The following is a 19,516-nucleotide window of genomic DNA, read 5'->3' as shown; positions in this document are numbered from 1 at the left end:
TCGGGAGCACTTCGTGGATCGAATGCTGTATGTCGCCATGAGCGGCGCCAAGCAGGCCATGGAGCAGCAGGCCGTGGTCGCCAACAACATGGCGAACGTCTCGACGCCGGGTTTCCGTGCGCAGATCGCGACCTTCCGCGCCGTGCCCGTGGTCGGCGAGGAAGCGCCCACGCGCGCCTTCGTGGCCGCCACCACGCCCGGTGCCGACTTCACGCACGGCCCGCTCACGCAGACCGGCCGCGCGCTCGATGTGGCCGTGGGCGGCCAGGGCTGGCTGGTGGTGCAGGCGGCCGACGGCAGCGAGGCCTACACGCGCGTCGGCAACCTGCAGATCGGCGCCGACGGCCAGCTCACGACGATGGGCGGGCGCCCCGTGGTGGGGGACAACGGCGCGCTCACCGTGCCGCCGGGTTCGGCCGTGAGCATTGCGTCGAACGGCCTCGTGGGTTCGCGCGACGCGGCCTCGACCACGCTCACCGGCATCGCCGAAGTGGGCCGGCTCAAGCTCGTCAACCCGCCCGTGACCGACCTCGTGCGCGGCGACGACGGCCTGTTCCGCATGCGCGCCGACCTGCCGCCGGCCGAGGCCGACGAGGCCGTCACGCTCATCTCGGGCGCCATCGAGGGCAGCAACGTGCAGCCGGTCGATGCCATGGTGGCCATGATCGCCAACGCCCGCAGCTTCGAGATGCAGATGAAGTCGCTGCAGACCGCCGACATCAACGCGCAGACCGCCAACAAGCTGCTGGCCTACGGCTGACCCTCTTCCAGGAACTCCTTTCAATGATCCGCTCCCTCTACATCGCCAAGACCGGCCTGGACGCGCAGCAGACGCAGCTCGACGTGGTCTCCAACAACCTGGCCAACGTCGGCACCACCGGCTTCAAGCGCAGCCGCGCCGTGTTCGAAGACCTGGTCTACCAGAACCTGCGCCAGGTCGGCGGCCAGAGCTCCGACCAGACGCGCCTGCCCTCGGGCCTGCAAGTGGGCACCGGCGTGCACGTGGTCGCCACCGAGCGCATCCACTCGCAGGGCAACCTCACCAAGACCGACAAGCCGACCGACGTGGCCATCAGCGGCAGCGGCTTCTTCCAGGTGCTGATGCCCGACGGCACCACCTCGTACACGCGCGACGGCTCGTTCCAGACCGACCGCGACGGCCAGCTGGTCACGGCCAGCGGCTTCCCGGTGCAGCCGGCCATCACCATCCCGGCCAACGCCACCAGCATCACCGTGGGCCGCGACGGCATCGTGTCGGTGGTGCAGGCGGGCGGCACCAACACCGTGCAGGTCGGCCAGTTGCAGCTCGCGACCTTCGTCAACCCCACGGGCTTGCAGAGCCAGGGCGAGAACCTGTATGCCGAGACCGACGCCTCGGGCGCACCCAACCAGGTGAACCCCGGCGTGGACGGCGCGGGCACGCTGAGCCAGGGCTATGTGGAGGCCTCCAACGTCAACGTGGTGGAAGAGCTGGTCAACATGATCGCCACCCAGCGCTCGTACGAGATCAACAGCAAGGCGGTCCAGACCTCGGACCAGATGTTGCAGCGCCTGGCCCAGTTGTGATGCGGGCGGGGGTGCGTCTTCTTCGCCGGGCGGCGGCGCTGCTGCTCGTGGCCGCGCTGGCCGCCGGCTGCGCGCAGGTGCCGCGCGAGCCGCTGGTGCACCAGCCGATGACGGCACGCGCCGACCAGTACGCGGCGGTGCAGGCGCGCCGCGCGCCGGGTGCGATCTTCCAGGACGGCCCCGGCGCCAACGCGCTGTTCGAAGACCGCCGCCCGCGCAACGTCGGCGACATCCTCACCATCCTCATCAGCGAGAAGGTCAACGCGACCAAGAACTCGGGCGCCAATGCCAGCCGCACGGGCAACACGACCAGCGTGTTCGCGGCCATTCCCAAGCTCATCGGCGGCCTGCTCGACGGGCAGGAGACCAAGCTGTCGGGCACCAACACGCTCAACGCCAAGGGCGGCGCCAACGCCAACAACACCTTCAACGGCGTGATCACCGTCACCGTGACCGACGTCATGGCCAACGGCAACCTGCTGGTGAGCGGCGAGAAGCAGATGGGCATCAACCAGGGCACCGAGTACATCCGCTTCTCGGGCGTGGTGAACCCGCGCACCGTGTCGGGCAACAACACCGTGCCCTCGACGCTGGTGGCCGATGCGCGCATCGAGTACTCGGCCAAGGGCTACATCGACGAGGCCCAGCACATGGGCTGGATGCAGCGCATCTTCCTCAACGTGATGCCGTTCTGATGACACACCTCCAGGCTTCACCTAATTCGAGTCGCTGGCGCATCGCGGCGCTGTGCGCGCTCCTGTTCATCGCGCCCGCGCATGCAGAGCGCCTGAAGGAACTCGCCAGCATCCAGGGCGTGCGCGACAACCCGCTCATCGGCTACGGCCTCATGGTCGGCCTGGACGGCACGGGCGACCAGACGATGCAGACGCCGTTCACCACGCAGAGCCTGAACAACATGCTGCAGCAGCTGGGCATCACGATCCCGCAGGGCGTGAACATGCAGCTGAAGAACGTGGCGGCCGTCATGGTGACGGCCACGCTGCCGTCGTTCGCGCGGCCGGGGCAGAACATCGACGTCACCGTGTCGTCCATGGGCAATGCCAAGAGCCTGCGCGGCGGCACGCTGCTGATGACGCCGCTCAAGGGCGTGGACGGCGCGACCTACGCGGTGGCGCAGGGCAACATGGTGGTGGGCGGCGCGGGTGCGTCGGCCAACGGCAGCAAGGTGCAGGTCAACCAGCTGAGCTCGGGGCGCATTCCCGCCGGCGCGCTGGTGGAGCGCACGGTCGAGGCGCCGGTGGGCGCGGAAGGCGCGTTCACCATTGAATTGAACCGCTCCGACTTCGGCACCGCGCAGCGCGCCACGGACGCCATCAACCGCCAGTTCGGCGCCGGCACCGCCGAAGCCATGGACGCGCGCGTGATCCGCGTGCAGGCGCCCGAGCCGCAGCGGCGCGTGGGCTTTCTCGCGCAGCTGCAGGAGCTCGAGGTCACGCCCACGCAGGCGGGCGCGCGGGTGGTGGTGAATGCGCGCACGGGCTCGGTCGTGATGAACCAGGCGGTGCGCGTGAAAGACTGCGCCATCGCCCACGGCAACCTGTCAGTGGTGATCAACACCGAGCCGGTGATCAGCCAGCCCGGCGCGTTCTCGGGCGGCAGCACGGTGGTGGCGCAGACCTCGCAGATTTCCGTCAACCAGGGCGGCGGCGCGATCCAGATGGTGCGCGGCGGCGCCTCGCTGGCCGATGTGGTCAAGGGGCTGAACAGCCTGGGCGCCAACCCGCAGGACCTGGTGTCGATCCTGCAGGCCATGAAGTCGGCCGGCGCCCTGAGCGCCGAGCTCGAGATCATCTGAGGCCGCAGTCATGACCATCTCTGCCAATACCGCGTGGAGCGGCGCCGACGCGGCCAGCCGCAGCGGCGCGCTCGACCAGCGCTTTGCGCTCGACGTGCAGGGCGTCGATGCGCTGCGACGCACCGTGCGCACCTCGCCCGAAGAGGGCCTGCAGCAGGTCTCGCGCCAGTTCGAGGCGCTGTTCATGAACATGGTGCTCAAGAGCATGCGCGAGGCGACGCCTTCGAGCGGCCTGCTCGACAGCCAGGACCAGAAGGTCTATTTGTCGATGTTCGACCAGCAGCTCACGCAGAACCTCTCGGGGCGGGGCGTGGGGCTGGCCGAGGCGATGCTGGCGCAGCTGCGGCGGCAATTGCCTTCGGCGGCGACGGAATCCGACGATGGCATCGGCACCCGGCCGATGTCGCTGGAGCCGCCCGCCGGCCTGCCGTACGGCCCGCGCGCGGGCATTCCCATCGGCTCGTCGCCCGGCGCGCGCGTGTCGACGGCGGCCGACCTGGGCGTCTATCAAGTCAGGAGTGGCCCCGCACCGGCCGCGAACGCCTCGCTGCAAGGCCAGGTCGATGCGTTCGTGGACCGCATGGGCGCCTCCGCACAGGCGGCCAGCGCCGCCAGCGGCGTGCCTGCGCCGCTGATCCTGGCGCAGGCCGCGCTCGAATCGGGCTGGGGCAAGCGCGAGATCCGCGCCGACGACGGCACGCAAAGCTTCAACCTCTTCGGCATCAAGGCCGACAAGGGCTGGAAGGGCGCGACGGTCGAGACCACCACCACCGAGTACATCGACGGCGAGCCGCAGAAGGTGCGCGCGAAATTCCGCGCCTACGCCTCGTACGAGGAGGCCTTCACCGACTACGCGCGCTTCATCACGCGCAACCCGCGCTACGCGAACGTGCTGGCCACCGCCGACCCGGCGCAGGCCGCGCACGGTCTGCAGCGCGCGGGCTATGCCACCGACCCGAAGTACGGCGAGAAGCTGGTTCGCATCATGCAGAAGTTCGGCTGAGCCCTTCGCACAGCCTGACTGCCCGGACCCGAGAACAACGACACGAGAGGCCCCGAGAGGAGACAAGCGAATGACGATAAAGAACTGGACGATCGGAATGCGGCTGGGCGCCGGCTTTGCGCTGGTGCTGGCGCTGCTGGTGGCCGTGGCGGGCATCGGCGTGCTGCGGCTGCAGGGCGTGGGCGAGGCCACGCAGGACATGGCCTCGCGCACCCTGTCGAAGGAGCGCCTGGCCACGGCCTGGCAGCTGGGCACGGCCACCAACAGCGTGCGCACCTTCTCGCTGCTCAAGAGCGACGACGCGCAGGTGCAGGCGCACCTGCAAAAGCAGATTGCCGCGACCAGCGCCACCATCTCCGAGACGCAGAAGGCGCTCGAGGCGCTGCTCGTGTCGCCGGAAGAACTGGCGCTGAGCGCCGACATCCAGAAGCGGCGCGGCGAGTACATCGCGCTGCGCCAGCAGATCCTCCAGCTCAAGACCGAAGGCCGCAAGGACGAGGCCGCGACGCGCACCGACACGCAGCTGCTGCCGATGCTCGACGGCTACGACGCGGGCATCCGCGCCATGGTGACGCACCAGCAGAAGCACATCGACAGCACCGCCGCCGCCATCGACGCGCAGTACCGCGCAGGCCTCCTCTACATCGTCGCGCTGGCCGTGGCCGCGCTGGCGCTGGGCGCGGTGCTCGCATGGCTGCTCACGCGCAGCATCGCCGATCCGGTCGCCGAGGCGCTGCTGATCGCTGAGACCGTGGCCTCGGGCGACCTGAGCCAGGAGTTCGAGACCGAGCGCGGCGGCGACTTCGGCCGGCTGCTGCGCGGCATGGGCGAGATGGAAGACACGCTCACCGACCTCGTGACGCGCATCAAGGCCTCGACCGATTCGATCGCGGTGGCGTCGCGGCAGATCGCGGCGGGCAACCAGGACCTGTCGTCGCGCACGGAAGAGCAGGCGAGTTCGCTGGAGCAGACGGCGGCGTCGATGGAAGAGCTGACCTCGACGGTCAAGCAGAACGCGGACAACGCGCGACAGGCGAATCAGCTGGCCGTGTCGGCTTCGGAAGTTGCAGTGAAAGGCGGCGCGGTCGTGTCGCAAGTGGTGGACACGATGGGCTCGATCAATGCGTCGTCCAGGAAGATCGTCGACATCATCGGCGTCATCGACGGCATTGCGTTCCAGACCAACATCCTGGCGCTGAATGCGGCTGTTGAAGCCGCACGCGCTGGCGAGCAAGGCCGAGGCTTTGCCGTCGTGGCTTCGGAAGTCCGCAGCCTCGCTCAACGCTCCGCAGCCGCCGCCAAGGAAATCAAAACCTTGATCGGCGACTCGGTAGAAAAGGTCGAAGAAGGAAGCAAGCAGGTCGCCGAAGCCGGCCGCACGATGGAAGAGATCGTCGGCAGCGTCAAGCGCGTGACCGACATCATGGGCGAGATCACGGCGGCGAGCCAGGAACAGACCTCCGGCATCGAGCAGATCAACCAGGCGATCACGCAGATGGACCAGGTGACGCAGCAGAACGCGGCGCTGGTCGAGGAAGCGTCGGCCGCCGCGCAGTCGCTGCAGGAGCAGGCCGGTGCCCTGGTCGAGGCCGTGAGCACCTTCAAGCTCGACGCCGACGAAGCCGTTGCGGCCTGAACACCCCGTGTCCACGCACTTCCATCCGAAAGCCCTGCGCCGCGTCGGCATGGGCTTCGCCGCATTGCTCCTGCTGCTGGCCGTGGCGCTCTTCCTCGGCTTCCATGTCGGCACCGGCTGCGCCTGGGCGCTCCATGCCGTGTGGGCGTTGGCCGGCGCCGCCTGCCTGACGGGCCTGGGTCTCACGGGCTTCGCGGCGCACGCACGGGCCCGTGCAAGCCGCCACGACGCCAAGGTGGCCGAGCGGCTGGACCGGGTGTTCCAGCACGTCAACGCCACCGACGCCTGACAGAGAACGCATGCGCCCGCGTCCCGATCCGCGCCTTTCTTTAGAAAAAAGACTCAAGTCTGGCGGCGTGCTGCCGATAACAGGGAGACGGGGTGGCGCAGGCCGCCGTCCCGCCATGCCGTCATGTCATGCCGGTGGCCCGCCGCGCGATGCGGCCACCGTCCCCCGTTATTGAAGGAAGAGAAGCGCAATGAGTTTGAAGGATCTGAAAATCGGCACCCGCCTGGGGCTCGGCTTCGCGGTGCTGCTGCTGCTGATGGCGTTCATTGCGGGCACGGGCGTGCTGCGCCTGACGAACGTGGGGCAGGCGACCGACGAGATGGTGCAGGGCGCGCTGGTCAAGGAACGGCTGGCGGCCGAATGGCTCAGCCTGCTCAAGTCGAACACGGTCGCCAACTACGCGATGGTCAAGACCACCGACCCCGAGGTGGCGGCCTATTTCGCCAAGCTCCAGGCGGCGGGTTCGGCGCGCATCACGCCGGCGCAGAAGCAGCTGGAGGCGATGCTCGCCACGCCGGAAGAAAAGGCGCTCTATGCCGCGGTGGTCGCGGCGCGCGTCGTCGTGCTCGAGACCGTGGGCACGCTCAACAAGCTCAAGGACGAGAAGAAGATCGACGAAGCCAATGTGCTGGTCGACACCAAGTTCAGCGCGGCGCTCGCCGTCTACGCCGGCGCGGTCGAAAACCTGGCCAACCACCAGCGCGAGAAGATCGACGCCGCCGCCAAGGGCATCGCGGCCGACCACACCGAGGGCCGCACCACGCTGCTCGTGCTGTCGGCCATCGCGCTGGCGGTGGGCGCGCTGTTCGCCTGGCGCCTCACGCTGGGCATCGTGCGCCCGCTGGGCCATGCGCTCGAAGTGGCGGAGACCGTGGCCGCGGGCGACCTGAGCGCGAACATCCGCGTGGAAAGTCGCGATGAAGCGGGCCAGCTGATGCAGGCGCTGAAGGACATGAACGCCAACCTGGCGAAGGTGGTGGGCGAAGTGCGCACGGGGACGGAGACCATCGCCACGGCATCGGGGCAGATCGCTTCGGGCAACCAGGACCTGTCGTCGCGCACGGAAGAGCAGGCCAGTTCGCTGGAGCAGACGGCGGCGTCGATGGAAGAGCTGACTTCGACGGTGAAGCAGAACGCGGACAACGCGCGGCAAGCGAATCAGCTGGCCGTCTCCGCTTCGGAAGTCGCGGTGAAGGGTGGGGCGGTCGTGTCGCAGGTGGTGGACACGATGGGCTCGATCAACGCGTCGTCCAAGAAGATCGTCGACATCATCGGCGTGATCGACGGCATCGCGTTCCAGACCAACATCCTGGCGTTGAATGCAGCGGTTGAAGCCGCACGCGCTGGTGAGCAAGGCCGAGGCTTCGCAGTGGTCGCGTCCGAAGTTCGCAGCCTCGCTCAACGCTCCGCAGCCGCCGCCAAGGAAATCAAGACCCTGATCGGCGACTCGGTGGAAAAGGTCGAGGAAGGCAGCAAGCAGGTCGCAGAAGCCGGCCGCACGATGGAGGAGATCGTCGGCAGCGTCAAGCGCGTGACGGACATCATGGGCGAGATCACGGCGGCCAGCCAGGAGCAGACCTCGGGCATCGAGCAGATCAACCAGGCGATCACGCAGATGGACCAGGTCACGCAGCAGAACGCGGCGCTGGTCGAAGAGGCTTCGGCGGCAGCGCAGTCGCTGCAGGAGCAGGCGGGCAGCCTGTCGCAGGTCGTCGGCGTGTTCCGCCTCGGCGGCAGCAGCAGCCACGGCAACGCGCTGGCCCTGGCCTGAAGGCGACGCACCGGCCATGCGTGTCAACCTGCCCGTCACCGACATCGAATACGAACTCTCGAAGGAAGAGGCCCTGGTGTCCCGCACCGACCTCAAGGGCCGCATCACCTACGTCAACCCGGCCTTCGTCGCGGCCAGCGGCTTCACGGCCGCCGAACTCCTGGGCAAGGCGCACAACATCGTGCGCCACCCCGATGTGCCGCCCGAGGCCTTCGCCGACCTGTGGCGCACGCTCGACCAGGGCCTGCCCTGGACCGGCCTGATCAAGAACCGGCGCAAGAACGGCGACTTCTACTGGGTGCTCGCCAACGTCACGCCGATCCGCCACCAGGGCCGCGTGGAGGGCTACATGTCCGTGCGCAGCCGTCCCGCGCGCGACGATGTGGCGGCCGCCGATGCGCTCTACCGCCGCATGCGCGAGGGCGAGGCCAAGGGCCTCGAGCTGCTGCAGGGCGAGGTGGTGCGCAGCGGCTGGACGCGTCCGCTGGCGCGGCTGCGGCGCATCCCGGTGCGGCGCCGCGTGTTCGGCGTGACCCTCGCGGCCGCTGCGCTGTCAGCGGGCCTGGGCGCGATGGGCTGGATGGAAGCGTCCCGCCTGGCGGCAGCGTCTGGCGCCCACAGCTGGCTGCCTACCGCCGTGGCAGCGGGCAGCCTCGGCGCCGCGCTGGCGTGGCTGGGCCTGGGTGCGTTTCTCGGGCGCACGGTGTTCCGTCCGCTCGACGAGGCCATTGACGTGGCGCGCACCATCGCGGGCGGGGACCTCGTGCGCTTCACGGTGCGGCCCGGCGACGAGATCGCGGGGCTGCTGCGCGCGCTGAACCAGATGAGCGCCAACCTCTTTGCCATCGTCGCCGACGTGGGCGCGAACGTCGCGGGCGTGATGTCGGCGTCGAGCCAGATCGCTTCGGGCAACGAGGACCTGTCCTCGCGCACCGAGCAGCAGGCCAGCTCGCTCGAGCAGACGGCGGCGTCCATGGAAGAGCTGACCTCGACGGTGAAGCAGAACGCGGACAACGCGCTGCAGGCGAACCAGCTGGCCGTTTCCGCCTCCGAAGTGGCGGTGAAGGGCGGCGCCGTGGTGTCGCAGGTCGTGGACACGATGGGCTCGATCAACGCGTCGTCGAAAAAGATCGTCGACATCATCGGCGTGATCGACGGCATCGCGTTCCAGACCAACATCCTCGCGCTGAACGCGGCCGTGGAAGCCGCCCGCGCGGGCGAGCAGGGCAAGGGCTTCGCCGTGGTCGCGTCGGAGGTTCGCAGCCTGGCGCAGCGCTCGGCCGCGGCTGCGAAAGAAATCAAGACCCTCATCGGCGACTCGGTGGAGAAGGTCGAGGCGGGCAGCAAGCAGGTGGCCGAAGCCGGCCGCACCATGCAGGAGATCGTCGGCAGCGTGAAGCGCGTGACCGACATCATGGGCGAGATCACGACCGCGAGCCAGGAGCAGACCTCGGGCATCGAGCAGATCAACCAGGCCATCGCACAGATGGACCAGGTGACGCAGCAGAACGCCGCATTGGTCGAGGAAGCGTCGGCCACGGCGCAGTCGCTGCAGGAACAGGCGGAGGGCCTGGTCCGGGCCGCAGGGGTATTCAGGACCGGGGCGGGCGAGGGTGCCGGCGCCCGGGATGCGTATTGAACGAGGAGAAGAACACATGTTGAACAACACCAGAGACACATCGCCGCGATCGAACGGCGCGGCCCCGTCCGCGTCCGCGGTCGCCAACCGCCTGGAGGTCGTGACCTTCAAGCTCGGCGACGAGGAATACGGCATCGACATCCAGAAGGTGCAGGAGCTGCGCGGCTACGACGCCGTGACGCGCATCGCGAACGCGCCGGACTACATCAAGGGCGTGGTCAACCTGCGCGGCATCATCGTGCCGATCATCGACATGCGCATCAAGTTCGAGCTGGGCGCACCCACCTACGACCAGTTCACGGTGGTGATCGTGCTGAACATCTCGGGCCGCGTGGTGGGCATGGTGGTGGACAGCGTGTCCGACGTGATCACGCTCACGGCCGAGCAGATCAAGCCGGCGCCCGAGATGGGTTCGGTGCTCGACACCGACTACCTGATCGGCCTGGGCACGCTGGACGAACGCATGCTGATCCTGGTGGACATCGACCGGCTGATGTCCAGCGAAGAAATGGGCCTCATCGAAGCCGCAGCCACCGTTTGAGGACCACCCCATGACATTCTTTTCGAACCTTCGCATCGGCACCCGCCTGACCCTCGCCTTCGCCATCGTACTGGGGCTGACGCTCATCTCCAGCGCGGTGGGGCTGATGTCGGCGCACAAGAACGCCGAAGCCACGCGCATCATGATGCAGAGCCCGCTGGCCAAGGAGCGGCTCATTTCGGACTGGTACGTGCTGACCTACTCGGCCATCGCGCGCACCTCGATGATCGCGCGCACCACCGACGAGGCGCTGCCGATGCTGTTCGCCGACGTGATCTCCGAGAGCGTGAAGAAGGGCAGCGAGACCATGGCCAAGGTCGAGGCGCTGCTGGTCACCGACGAGGAAAAGGCGACCTACAAGTCCATCGTCGAGCTGCGCGCCAAGTACCAGGCCGCCAAGGACGAGGTGACCCGCGCCAAGGCCAGCGGCAACACGGTCGAGACCGTGCGCGCCTACCAGCTGTCGTTCCAGCCGGCCGCCAAGGCCTATGAGAACCGCGTGCTCGAGCTGCTGGCCATCGAGCGCCGCGCCATCGACGACATGAGCCACGCCATCGACGCGGCGAATGCGAAGAGCTTCAACCTGCGACTGCTGCTGACGGCGCTCACGGTGCTGCTGGGCGGCCTGTTCGCCTTCTTCATCTCGCGCAGCATCGTGCGCCCGCTGGCCAAGGCCGTCGGCGTGGCCGAGACCGTGGCCGCGGGCGACCTGAGTGCGAACATCCGCGTGGACAGCCGCGACGAGACGGGCCAGCTGATGCAGGCGCTGAAGGACATGAACGCGAATCTCGCCAAGGTGGTGGGCGAAGTGCGCACGGGCACGGAGACCATTGCCACGGCCTCGGGGCAGATCGCCTCGGGCAACCAGGACCTGTCGTCTCGCACCGAGGAGCAAGCCAGCTCGCTGGAGCAGACGGCGGCGTCGATGGAAGAGCTGACCTCGACGGTGAAGCAGAACGCGGACAACGCGCGTCAAGCGAACCAGCTAGCCGTCTCTGCTTCGGAAGTGGCAGTGAAGGGCGGCGCCGTGGTCTCGCAGGTGGTGGACACGATGGGCTCGATCAATGCTTCGTCCAAGAAGATCGTCGACATCATCGGCGTCATCGATGGCATCGCGTTCCAGACCAACATCCTGGCGTTGAATGCGGCGGTTGAAGCTGCGCGTGCCGGTGAGCAAGGCCGAGGCTTTGCGGTGGTCGCATCCGAAGTCCGCAGCCTCGCCCAACGCTCCGCAGCCGCCGCCAAGGAAATCAAGACCCTGATCGGCGATTCGGTGGAAAAGGTCGAAGAAGGCAGCAAGCAGGTCGCCGAAGCGGGCCGCACGATGGAAGAGATCGTGGGCAGCGTCAAGCGCGTGACGGACATCATGGGCGAGATCACGGCCGCGAGCCAGGAACAGACCTCAGGCATCGAGCAGATCAACCAGGCGATCACGCAGATGGACCAGGTGACGCAGCAGAACGCGGCACTGGTCGAAGAAGCTTCGGCAGCCGCACAGTCGCTGCAGGAACAGGCCGGCGCCCTCGTGCAGGCCGTGAGCGTCTTCAAGCTCGACGCGAACGCGGTCGCGACGACCCGCGCCAGCTTCACGCGCATCACGCCGATTCCCAAGCCGCCGAAGCCGACGCCCAAGCCGCGTGCCAAGGCGCTGCCCACGCGCCGCGAACCCACCGGGACGCCGCAGCTCGCCATGGCCGGCGACGCCAAGGGCGACTGGTCGGAATTCTGAGTCAAGCGTAAAGACGACGCGCGCCCCTCAACTTCGGGCGCGCGCTGCCGATAACTACCGAGAGGCATCGCGCGCGATGCCGCTCCCACACACCCCTTTGACAGGTAAAGCCTTATGTCCGGAAGCATGTTCTACACAGGTCTGAGCGGCCTCGCGGTCGCCCGCACCGCGCTGATGACCACGGCCCACAACACCGCCAACGTGTACACGGCCGGCTACAGCCGCCAGATCGCGCAGATCGCCTCGGCCGGCGGCATTGCCAGCGGCTCGGGCTTCATCGGCTCGGGCGCCAACGTGACGACCGTGTCGCGCAGCTACGACCGCTACCTCACGGCGCAGCTGGCCACCGCGCAGTCGCAGTCGGCCGCGCTGGCCACCAACGGCGTGCAGGTCAACCGCATCGACCAGCTGCTGGCCGACAAGACCTCGGGCATCGCGCCGCTGATGCAGAGCTTCTTCACCAGCGTGCAGGGCGTGGCCAACACGCCGGCCGACCCGGCCGCGCGCCAGCAGATGATCAGCGCGGCGCAGTCGCTGGCCAGCAAGTTCCGCGCGACCGACCAGTACCTGTCGGACCTGAACACCTCGGTCAACGAGCAGATCGTGGGCAGCGTGAGCCAGATCAACACCTACGCCGCCAAGATCGCCAGCCTGAACCAGCAGATCAGCCAGATGAGCGCGGTGGCCGGCGGCCAGGCGCCGAACGACCTGCTCGACCAGCGCGACCAGCTCGTGAGCGAGCTGAGCCAGGTGGTCGACGTGCGCGTGCTGCAGCAGGACGACGGCAAGTACAACGTGTTCATCGCCACCGGCCAGTCGCTGGTGGTGGGCGACCATGCCTCGAAGATGGCGGCGGTGACGTCGTCGGCCGACCCCACGCGCCAGGTGGTGGCGCTGTCGGGCTTTGCCGGCAACACCGTCGAGCTGGACGACAGCGCCTTCACCGGCGGCGTGCTCGGCGGCCTCATGGCCTTCCGCAAGGACACGCTGATCCCCACGCAGAACGCCATCGGCCGGCTCGCCATGTCGGTGGCCGACGCGGTGAACGCGCAGCACAAGCTGGGCGTGGACCTGAACGGCGCGCTGGGCCAGAACTTCTTCTCGCAGGCCGTGCCGGGCACGATCGCCAATGCTGGCAACGGCGGCAACCTCGAGCTGGGCGCCACGCTGACCGATGCGTCCAAGCTCACCACGAGCGACTACAACGTGAGCGTCACCGACGTCGGAGGCACGCTCACCTACACGGTCACGCGGCTCTCGGACAAGACGCCGATGGGCAGCTTCACCACCTTCCCAATCAGCTTCGACGGCGTGAGCCTCACGGCCGCGAGCGGCACGGCGCAGGCCGGCGATTCGTTCCTGGTGCAGCCCACGCGCACCGGCGCGCGCGACCTCGAGGTGCTGGTGCGCGACCCGGCCAAGGTGGCCGCCGCGTCGCCCGTGATCACCGGCAACACCGCGGGCAACAAGGGCAGCGGCGCACTGGGCGCGGCCACCGTCGACGCGGCCTACCCGGGCTCGCCGCTGGCCGGCAACGTCACGCTGAGCTTCAACGCGGGCACCGGCACGCTGTCGGGCTTTCCGGCCGGCTCGGCCGTGACCGTCACGCGCGCCGACGGCACCGCCACCAGCTACCCGGCCGGCACGCCCGTGCCGTACACGGCCGGCGCGAAGATGAGCTTCGACGGCATCACCGTGGCCATGACGGGCGCGCCCGCGCAGGGCGACACCTTCACCATCGGCAAGAACACCGGCGGTGTCTCCGACGGCGGCAATGCGCTGCTGCTGGGCGCGCTGCAGCGCAAGACCACCATGTCGAACGGCACCGCGACCTTCAACGGCGCCTACTCGCAGCTGGTGAGCGATGTCGGCAACCGCGCCATGTCGATCAAGGTGGCCGCCGTCACGCAGGACAGCGTGACCGGCCAGATCAAGGCCAGCCAGCGCGCGATTTCGGGCGTGGTGCAGGACGAGGAAACCGGCAACCTGCTGATGTTCCAGCAGATGTACCAGGCCAACGCCAAGGTGATCCAGACCGCTTCGGCGATGTTCGACGCCATCCTCGGTATCCGTAGCTAGCCTTCCACCTTCCGCACAGATTCCAGGACCCGCGATGCGCATCAGCACCCAATCCTTCTACGAACAGAGCCTGCAGTCGATGGGCCTGCAGCAGCAGAAGCTGTTCAAGGTCCAGCAGCAGCTGGCGACCAACTCCAAGTTCCTGTCGGCCGGCGACGACCCGGTGGGCGCGGCGCGCGCGCTCGGCGTGAGCCAGACGCTGGCGGAGGGCGCCCAGTTCGCCACCAGCCGCCAGCGCGCGGCGCTGGCGCTGTCGACCGAAGAGAACGCACTCGACTCGGTGACGTCGATCCTGCAGCACGTGAAGACGCTGGTCGTGCAAGCCGGCGGCGGCGGCTTGTCGGACGCCGATCGCGGCTCGCTTGCCACGGCCATCCAGAGCAGCCTGGAGCAGCTCGTGGGAGTGGCCAACAGCGACAACGGCAGCGGCCAGTACCTGTTCGCCGGCTACAAGAGCGGCAGCCCGCCCTTCGTGATGGCTGCCGGCGGCGGCGTGCAGTACGTGGGCGACCAGGGCGAGCGGCTGATGCAGATCGACGTGGCGCGCCAGATGTCGACCTCGGACGACGGCCGCAGCATCTTCCAGTCGGTGCAGGGCGGTGCGGGCTATGTGACCTCGGGCTCACCTGCCAACACCGGCTCGGGCGTGTTCGGCGCCGTGAGCATCACCGACGCCACCGCACCGAACTACGGCAAGGATTTCACCATCCGCTTCACCGGCACCGACTACACGGTGATGACCAAGGACACGCCGCCCGTGGTGGCCGCGAGCGGCCCGTTCACCGCCGGCACCCCGATCTCGTTCGGCGGCGTGCAGCTCGCCATCAGCGGCACGCCGGCCAACGGCGACAGCTTCGACGTGTCGACCGCACAGAACGCCGGCACCGACATCTTCGCGGCCCTGGGCGAACTGGTGACGGCGTTGCGCGCACCGCTGAACGGCGGCGGCGCGGCGGCCCAGGCGCAGTTGCGCAACGCCTTGAGCACCGCCAACGTGAAGGTCACGAACGCACACGACAACGTGCTCACGGTGCTGTCGTCGGTGGGCTCGCGCCAGGTCGAGCTGCAGGCGCTCGACAGCGCGGGTGCGATGAACAAGCTGCAGGAAGAAAGCTACCTGTCATCGATCGAGGACCTCGATCCGTACACGGCGATTTCCGAGTTCTACCAGCGGCAGTCGTCGCTGCAGGCGACGCAGATGACGTTTGCCAAGTTGAACAGCATTTCGCTTTTCAACTACCTGTGAGGGTGGGGTGGCCAGCGGCTGCGTGCTGGCCACTGGAGGGGGAAAGCCGATCGTCGCGATGGGCGCGGGCAGAATGCGTCGACTGGCTGCCGCCGGTCGTCCGCCTGGCAGCAGCGCACCACACCCACCTTCCTCGGAGAATCGATCCATGGCCGACCGTGCATATGGGGCACCGGCACCTGCGACCCAGACCACGCTGCCTGGAGAGCGCTGGTACGGGAAGGACATCGACCGGCAAACCTACACCGCCGTCCTGTTCAACGATCTGGACATGACGGAGGCCAGGAACACCGGTTCGGTGTTCACCGACTGCACGTTCCGGAGCGCGCGCTTCAATTCGTCGGTCCACACGGATGCGGCCTTCGTCAATTGCACGTTTGTCGCCTGCAAGTTCTTCGACGCCAGCTTCATCGATTGCAAGTTCATCGGCAGCATGTTCGACGGCTGCATGTTCGAGGTGATGAAGGCGGTCGGCGGCGACTGGTCGTTTGCCGGCCTGCCGGGGGCCGACCTGCGCAAGGCATCGTTCCATGGGACACGGATGCGGGAGGTCGACCTCACGGGCGCACGGTGCGACGGCGGCGTTCTTCGCGATGTCGATCTGTCGGGGGCCTGGCTGCACAGCGCCAACTTCTCGCGGTGCGACCTGCGTGGCAGTGACCTAAGCGCACTCGAACCGCAGCACGTGCAGCTCCAAGGCGCAGTCATCACCGCCGTGCAAGCCTTGACCATCGCCGAGGCGCTGGGAATGGACGTCAGGCCGGAGGAATAGAAGCGAGACAGCGCGGGTGCGATGAACACGAGGCAGGAAGCACGCTGCCTGCCGTTGGCGTGGGATTGCTTCTCCACCTGCGTTTTGCGAGGCGGGCCACCGGTTCCCGTGGCCTCCCACAAAAGCGGTATTTCGTTTGCGAATCGTCGGGCTAGATTCAGGCGCCATCCTGGAGGAGAAAAGCATGCCGATCGTTCGCACCCTGGCCCTGAGCGTCTTCCTGCTGGGCACGGCCTTGCCCGCCCTGGCTGCGAACGACGGCACCGACAGCCATTGCGTCATCGGCAAGGACAGCACGCTCTTCAACCAGTGCAACTACAGCGTCGACGTCGGCTTCTGCGTCGAGAACCCGCGGCAGACCAAGCACTTCTTCGACAGCTCCGAGGCCTTCCAGTGCCCCAACGGCGGACTCAGCACGCTGGGCCCCGGCAAGAAGGAGGGCAACCTCCTGCACGGCACCGTGCACTGGTGGGCCTGCGCGACCAAGCACCGGGGCACGGGCCGCTGGCGGTACGTGGAGGGGCGAGGCTACCGGGGGTACTGCTTCTCCGAGAAGGAAGCGAAGGCCGCGAATCCGGCGCCCTCGCAGCGAACGCGCGCCTCCTCCGAAGAATGCAAGGCGCTGCAGCAACGCGCCACGCAGGCCTCGGGCCCCGGCGCGGACCGGGTCCACAACTACACGATGATCGAGTACCTCGATCGCAGCTGCGGCAACCTGACACCCGAAGACCGCGCGGCCACGCGCAAGGTCTATCAGCAGGAATACGTGCGGCTCGTTTCGGAATGCAGACATTCGGGCGCCAGGAACTGCGACTCGGCCGCCATGCCGAACGAGGCCGCGGCGCCGGAACGCCCGACGGTCCAGGCGGGCGGCGTCCCCGCGGCGAGAGCATCCTCGCGCAGCGAACCCTCCGTGGACATGCTGATGTCGCGCTGCTCGGACGCCCTGCGGACCGCCATCGACACCTTCTACCAATCGGAGGTGGAGGCCGACCGCTACTACCGCCGCACGCACACAGGGTCTCGCGAGCGCGTGCAGGGCTGGATGACGGAAAAAGCCAGGGTCGAATACGCCGCAGGCGCGCTGGCCGTTCCGCCCCAGTCGCTGGCCGAGTACCACGCCGGGGCGCTGCAGGAGGCGGCGAGCCGGACCCGGCCGATGGGCAATGGCCTGCACGATCCCCATCGCGAACAGGCGCTGCTGCGGGCCTGCTACATGAAGGCCCGCCTCGACAGCCGCTAGAGGCCCGTGCGGGCGCGTCCTGTTCAGGCGCGGATGTGCAAGGGCGCGAACGACTTCACCAGGTCGTCCAGTGCCTTCAGCTGCGTGAGGAAGGGCTCCAGCTGGTCCAGCGGCAGGGCGCTGGGACCGTCGCATTTCGCCTGCGCCGGGTCGGGATGCGCTTCGAGAAAGAGGCCCGCCAGGCCCACTGCCAGGCCCGCACGCGCCAGTTCGGCCACCTGCTCGCGCCGTCCGCCCGACGCGATGGCGTTGGCCTCGCGTTGCTGGAGCGAATGCGTCACGTCGAAGATGACCGGCAGGTCCCCGGTGACCTTCTTCATGGTGCCGAAGCCGAGCATGTCCACCACCAGGTTGTCGTAGCCGAAGCAGGTGCCGCGGTCGCACAGGATGACGGAGGAATTCCCCGCTTCCTTGAGCTTCTCCACGATGTTGAGCACCTGCGTCGGGCTCAGGAACTGGGGCTTCTTGACGTTGATGACCTTGCCGGTTTGGGCGAGCGCGACGACCAGGTCGGTCTGGCGGGCGAGAAACGCAGGCAGTTGAAGAACATCAACCACTTCGGCGACGGGTTTCGCCTGCCAGGGCTCGTGCACGTCGGTGATGACCGGCACGCCGAACGCGGCCTTGACGGCCTCGAAGATCTTCAGGCCCTCTTCCAGGCCGGGGCCCCGGTAGGAATGGATGGACGAGCGATTGGCCTTGTCGAAGCTCGCCTTGAAGACATAGGGAATGCCGAGCTTCTGCGTGACCCGGACATATTCTTCCGCGGCACGCAGGGCCATGTCTTTCGACTCGAGGACGTTCACGCCGCCGAACAGGACAAAGCCCTTGCTGTTGCTGACGTGGATGGCGGGGGTGATGGCGACGGTGGTCAAGGCGAGCTCCTCTGAAGTGTCTGTTGCCCGCATTCTCGCGGTTCGGCTTCTGGCCCAGAATGGGCCCTTGGCCACGCCAGCGACGTTGAATCTGAACCCCGCCATGCAACCTCAGCTCCGAACCCCCCGTCTCGTCCTGCGCCCCTTCGATCCCGACGACGCCGATGACGTGCAACGCATCGCAGGCGATGTGCGCGTCGCCGAGCCGACCGCGCACGTGCCCCACCCGTATCCGGATGGCGTGGCCAGCGAATGGATCGCCTCGCACGCTCCCGCATTCCGCGCGGGAACCGACGTCATCTATGCCGTGACCAGCGCCGACACGGGCGAGCTGCTGGGCGCGGTGCAGCTGGCCCACATGTCCGTGCTGCATCGCCGCGCCGAACTGGGCTACTGGGTCGCCTTCGCGCATTGGTCGAGCGGCATCTGCTCCGAAGCGGTCGGCGCCGTGATCCGCTACGCACACGGCGAGCTCGGCATCAGCCGCATCGTCTGCAGCTGCCTGCCGCGCAACACCGGCTCCGAGCGCGTCATGCAGAAGGCGGGGTTCCTCCCGGAGGGGCGCCTGGTGAAGCATGTGAACCACCGGGGCGTCTTCGAGGACATGCTGATCTACGGCCTGAACCTGCCTGGCCGATAGGGGCGGTGCACGAAAGCGACGCGGGGCCGGTGTGCCGTGATCCGCGTTAGGCTGCAGCGAACGCCATGAAAGTACTTTTCCCCAATCCCTTTGGCCGCGCACCGGCCTCCGCGCAGGCGGTCGACGCGCTGCAGCGCCGCCTCGGTTTCTCGAACGCCTACGCCACCTTCCTGCGAACCCAGAACGGCTTCTCGCTGTACGAGATGGAACAGGCCGGCGACATCGCTGCCTATGTGCAGCCAGACGGCACGGCGAGCAGCGCGTCGCACGCCAACTTCCGTGTGCTCAACAGCTTCGGCGCCTCGGACCCCCACTGCGACCTGGAGACGCTGCAGGCCGAGAGCCTGCTGGCCGACTGGTTTCTGGACATCGGCAGCGACCCGGCGGGCAACCCGTTCGTGGAGGTGCTGCACGGCCGGCACAAGGGCCGTATCGCCAGCCTCGACCACGACCTCTTTGCAGGCAAGCTGGACACGCAGGAGTTCCTGGCCGACATGGAACTGGCCCACCTCCCATCGCTCAGCCTCGATGCGCAGGCCGATGCGCTGTGCGACGAGGCGCAGGGCCTGGTGTGGTTCCACGCCAGCGGCATGCAATCCTTCCTGGACCATTGCATCCACTGCGACGACGATTTCTGGGGCTTCGTGGTGGACGAACGCGCGCCCTGACGC

18 protein-coding genes are annotated in these 19,516 nt (G+C 67.9%); 17 read left to right on the top strand and 1 reads right to left on the bottom strand.

Going from position 1 to position 19,516, the window contains the following annotated elements:
• The first annotated feature begins 13 nt into the window (after window positions 1-13).
• The 15 genes from AC07O4_RS17640 to AC07O4_RS17570 all read left to right on the top strand — a co-directional run bounded on the left by AC07O4_RS17640 (window position 14) and on the right by AC07O4_RS17570 (window position 17,330).
• A complete protein-coding gene (locus AC07O4_RS17640; RefSeq protein WP_159274365.1) occupies window positions 14-760 on the top strand; it encodes a flagellar basal body rod protein FlgF in 747 nt (248 codons plus the stop codon).
• 23 nt (window positions 761-783) lie between these two features.
• Complete coding sequence (gene flgG / locus AC07O4_RS17635; RefSeq protein ID WP_062469245.1) at window positions 784-1,566, top strand: flagellar basal-body rod protein FlgG; 783 nt, start codon at window positions 784-786, stop codon at window positions 1,564-1,566.
• Window positions 1,566-2,261, top strand: coding sequence for a flagellar basal body L-ring protein FlgH (locus AC07O4_RS17630; RefSeq protein ID WP_062469249.1), 696 nt, complete (start codon window positions 1,566-1,568; stop codon window positions 2,259-2,261). Before flgG ends, AC07O4_RS17630 begins: the two co-directional genes overlap by 1 nt.
• On the top strand, window positions 2,261-3,382 hold the full coding sequence (locus AC07O4_RS17625) for a flagellar basal body P-ring protein FlgI (RefSeq protein ID WP_495305231.1): 1,122 nt from the start codon (window positions 2,261-2,263) through the stop codon (window positions 3,380-3,382). Before AC07O4_RS17630 ends, AC07O4_RS17625 begins: the two co-directional genes overlap by 1 nt.
• 10 nt (window positions 3,383-3,392) lie before the next feature.
• Window positions 3,393-4,385 (top strand): flagellar assembly peptidoglycan hydrolase FlgJ, encoded by a 993-nt coding sequence (flgJ, locus tag AC07O4_RS17620; RefSeq protein ID WP_495305230.1) that lies wholly within the window; start codon window positions 3,393-3,395, stop codon window positions 4,383-4,385.
• 70 nt (window positions 4,386-4,455) lie between these two features.
• Window positions 4,456-6,021: a methyl-accepting chemotaxis protein gene (locus AC07O4_RS17615; RefSeq protein ID WP_495267345.1), complete on the top strand. Its 1,566-nt coding sequence runs from the start codon at window positions 4,456-4,458 to the stop codon at window positions 6,019-6,021.
• A 7-nt stretch (window positions 6,022-6,028) separates the two neighbouring features.
• The gene (locus AC07O4_RS17610) at window positions 6,029-6,310 is read left to right on the top strand and encodes a hypothetical protein (protein WP_495305229.1); all 282 of its coding nucleotides are present in this window, start codon (window positions 6,029-6,031) and stop codon (window positions 6,308-6,310) included.
• A gap of 190 nt (window positions 6,311-6,500) precedes the next feature.
• Entirely contained in the window at window positions 6,501-8,081 is a 1,581-nt protein-coding gene (locus AC07O4_RS17605; protein WP_495305228.1) for a methyl-accepting chemotaxis protein, read from the top strand.
• Between the two features lie 16 nt (window positions 8,082-8,097).
• Window positions 8,098-9,720, top strand: a complete 1,623-nt coding sequence (locus AC07O4_RS17600; protein ID WP_495305227.1) for a methyl-accepting chemotaxis protein — start codon at window positions 8,098-8,100, stop codon at window positions 9,718-9,720.
• A gap of 16 nt (window positions 9,721-9,736) precedes the next feature.
• Window positions 9,737-10,261, top strand: a complete 525-nt coding sequence (locus AC07O4_RS17595; RefSeq protein ID WP_307586301.1) for a chemotaxis protein CheW — start codon at window positions 9,737-9,739, stop codon at window positions 10,259-10,261.
• Window positions 10,262-10,271: 10 nt separating this feature from the next.
• On the top strand, window positions 10,272-11,990 hold the full coding sequence (locus AC07O4_RS17590) for a methyl-accepting chemotaxis protein (protein WP_095946608.1): 1,719 nt from the start codon (window positions 10,272-10,274) through the stop codon (window positions 11,988-11,990).
• 126 nt (window positions 11,991-12,116) lie between these two features.
• Entirely contained in the window at window positions 12,117-14,069 is a 1,953-nt protein-coding gene (gene flgK, locus AC07O4_RS17585; protein ID WP_495305226.1) for a flagellar hook-associated protein FlgK, read from the top strand.
• A gap of 34 nt (window positions 14,070-14,103) precedes the next feature.
• Window positions 14,104-15,315 carry a flagellar hook-associated protein FlgL gene (flgL, locus tag AC07O4_RS17580; protein WP_495305225.1) on the top strand — a complete coding sequence of 404 codons (1,212 nt, stop codon included), beginning with the start codon at window positions 14,104-14,106 and terminating at the stop codon, window positions 15,313-15,315.
• Window positions 15,316-15,463: 148 nt separating this feature from the next.
• Window positions 15,464-16,087 (top strand): pentapeptide repeat-containing protein, encoded by a 624-nt coding sequence (locus AC07O4_RS17575; protein ID WP_495260754.1) that lies wholly within the window; start codon window positions 15,464-15,466, stop codon window positions 16,085-16,087.
• 184 nt (window positions 16,088-16,271) lie between these two features.
• Window positions 16,272-17,330 carry a hypothetical protein gene (locus AC07O4_RS17570; protein ID WP_495305224.1) on the top strand — a complete coding sequence of 353 codons (1,059 nt, stop codon included), beginning with the start codon at window positions 16,272-16,274 and terminating at the stop codon, window positions 17,328-17,330.
• A gap of 23 nt (window positions 17,331-17,353) precedes the next feature.
• Here the strand turns inward: AC07O4_RS17570 and kdsA are convergent, their stop codons facing one another.
• The gene (gene kdsA / locus AC07O4_RS17565; RefSeq protein ID WP_159274376.1) at window positions 17,354-18,205 is read right to left on the bottom strand and encodes a 3-deoxy-8-phosphooctulonate synthase; all 852 of its coding nucleotides are present in this window, start codon (window positions 18,203-18,205) and stop codon (window positions 17,354-17,356) included.
• Window positions 18,206-18,308: 103 nt separating this feature from the next.
• Between kdsA and AC07O4_RS17560 the strand changes: the two genes are divergently transcribed.
• Both AC07O4_RS17560 and AC07O4_RS17555 read left to right on the top strand, forming a co-directional pair.
• The gene (locus AC07O4_RS17560) at window positions 18,309-18,845 is read left to right on the top strand and encodes a GNAT family N-acetyltransferase (protein ID WP_495305223.1); all 537 of its coding nucleotides are present in this window, start codon (window positions 18,309-18,311) and stop codon (window positions 18,843-18,845) included.
• Between the two features lie 65 nt (window positions 18,846-18,910).
• Entirely contained in the window at window positions 18,911-19,513 is a 603-nt protein-coding gene (locus AC07O4_RS17555) for an SMI1/KNR4 family protein (RefSeq protein WP_495305222.1), read from the top strand.
• The last annotated feature ends 3 nt before the right edge of the window (window positions 19,514-19,516 follow it).

The sequence above is a fragment of the Variovorax sp. GW821-FHT09D04 genome, from assembly GCF_059416405.1.
This window is presented reverse-complemented; position numbering and strand designations above follow the sequence as displayed.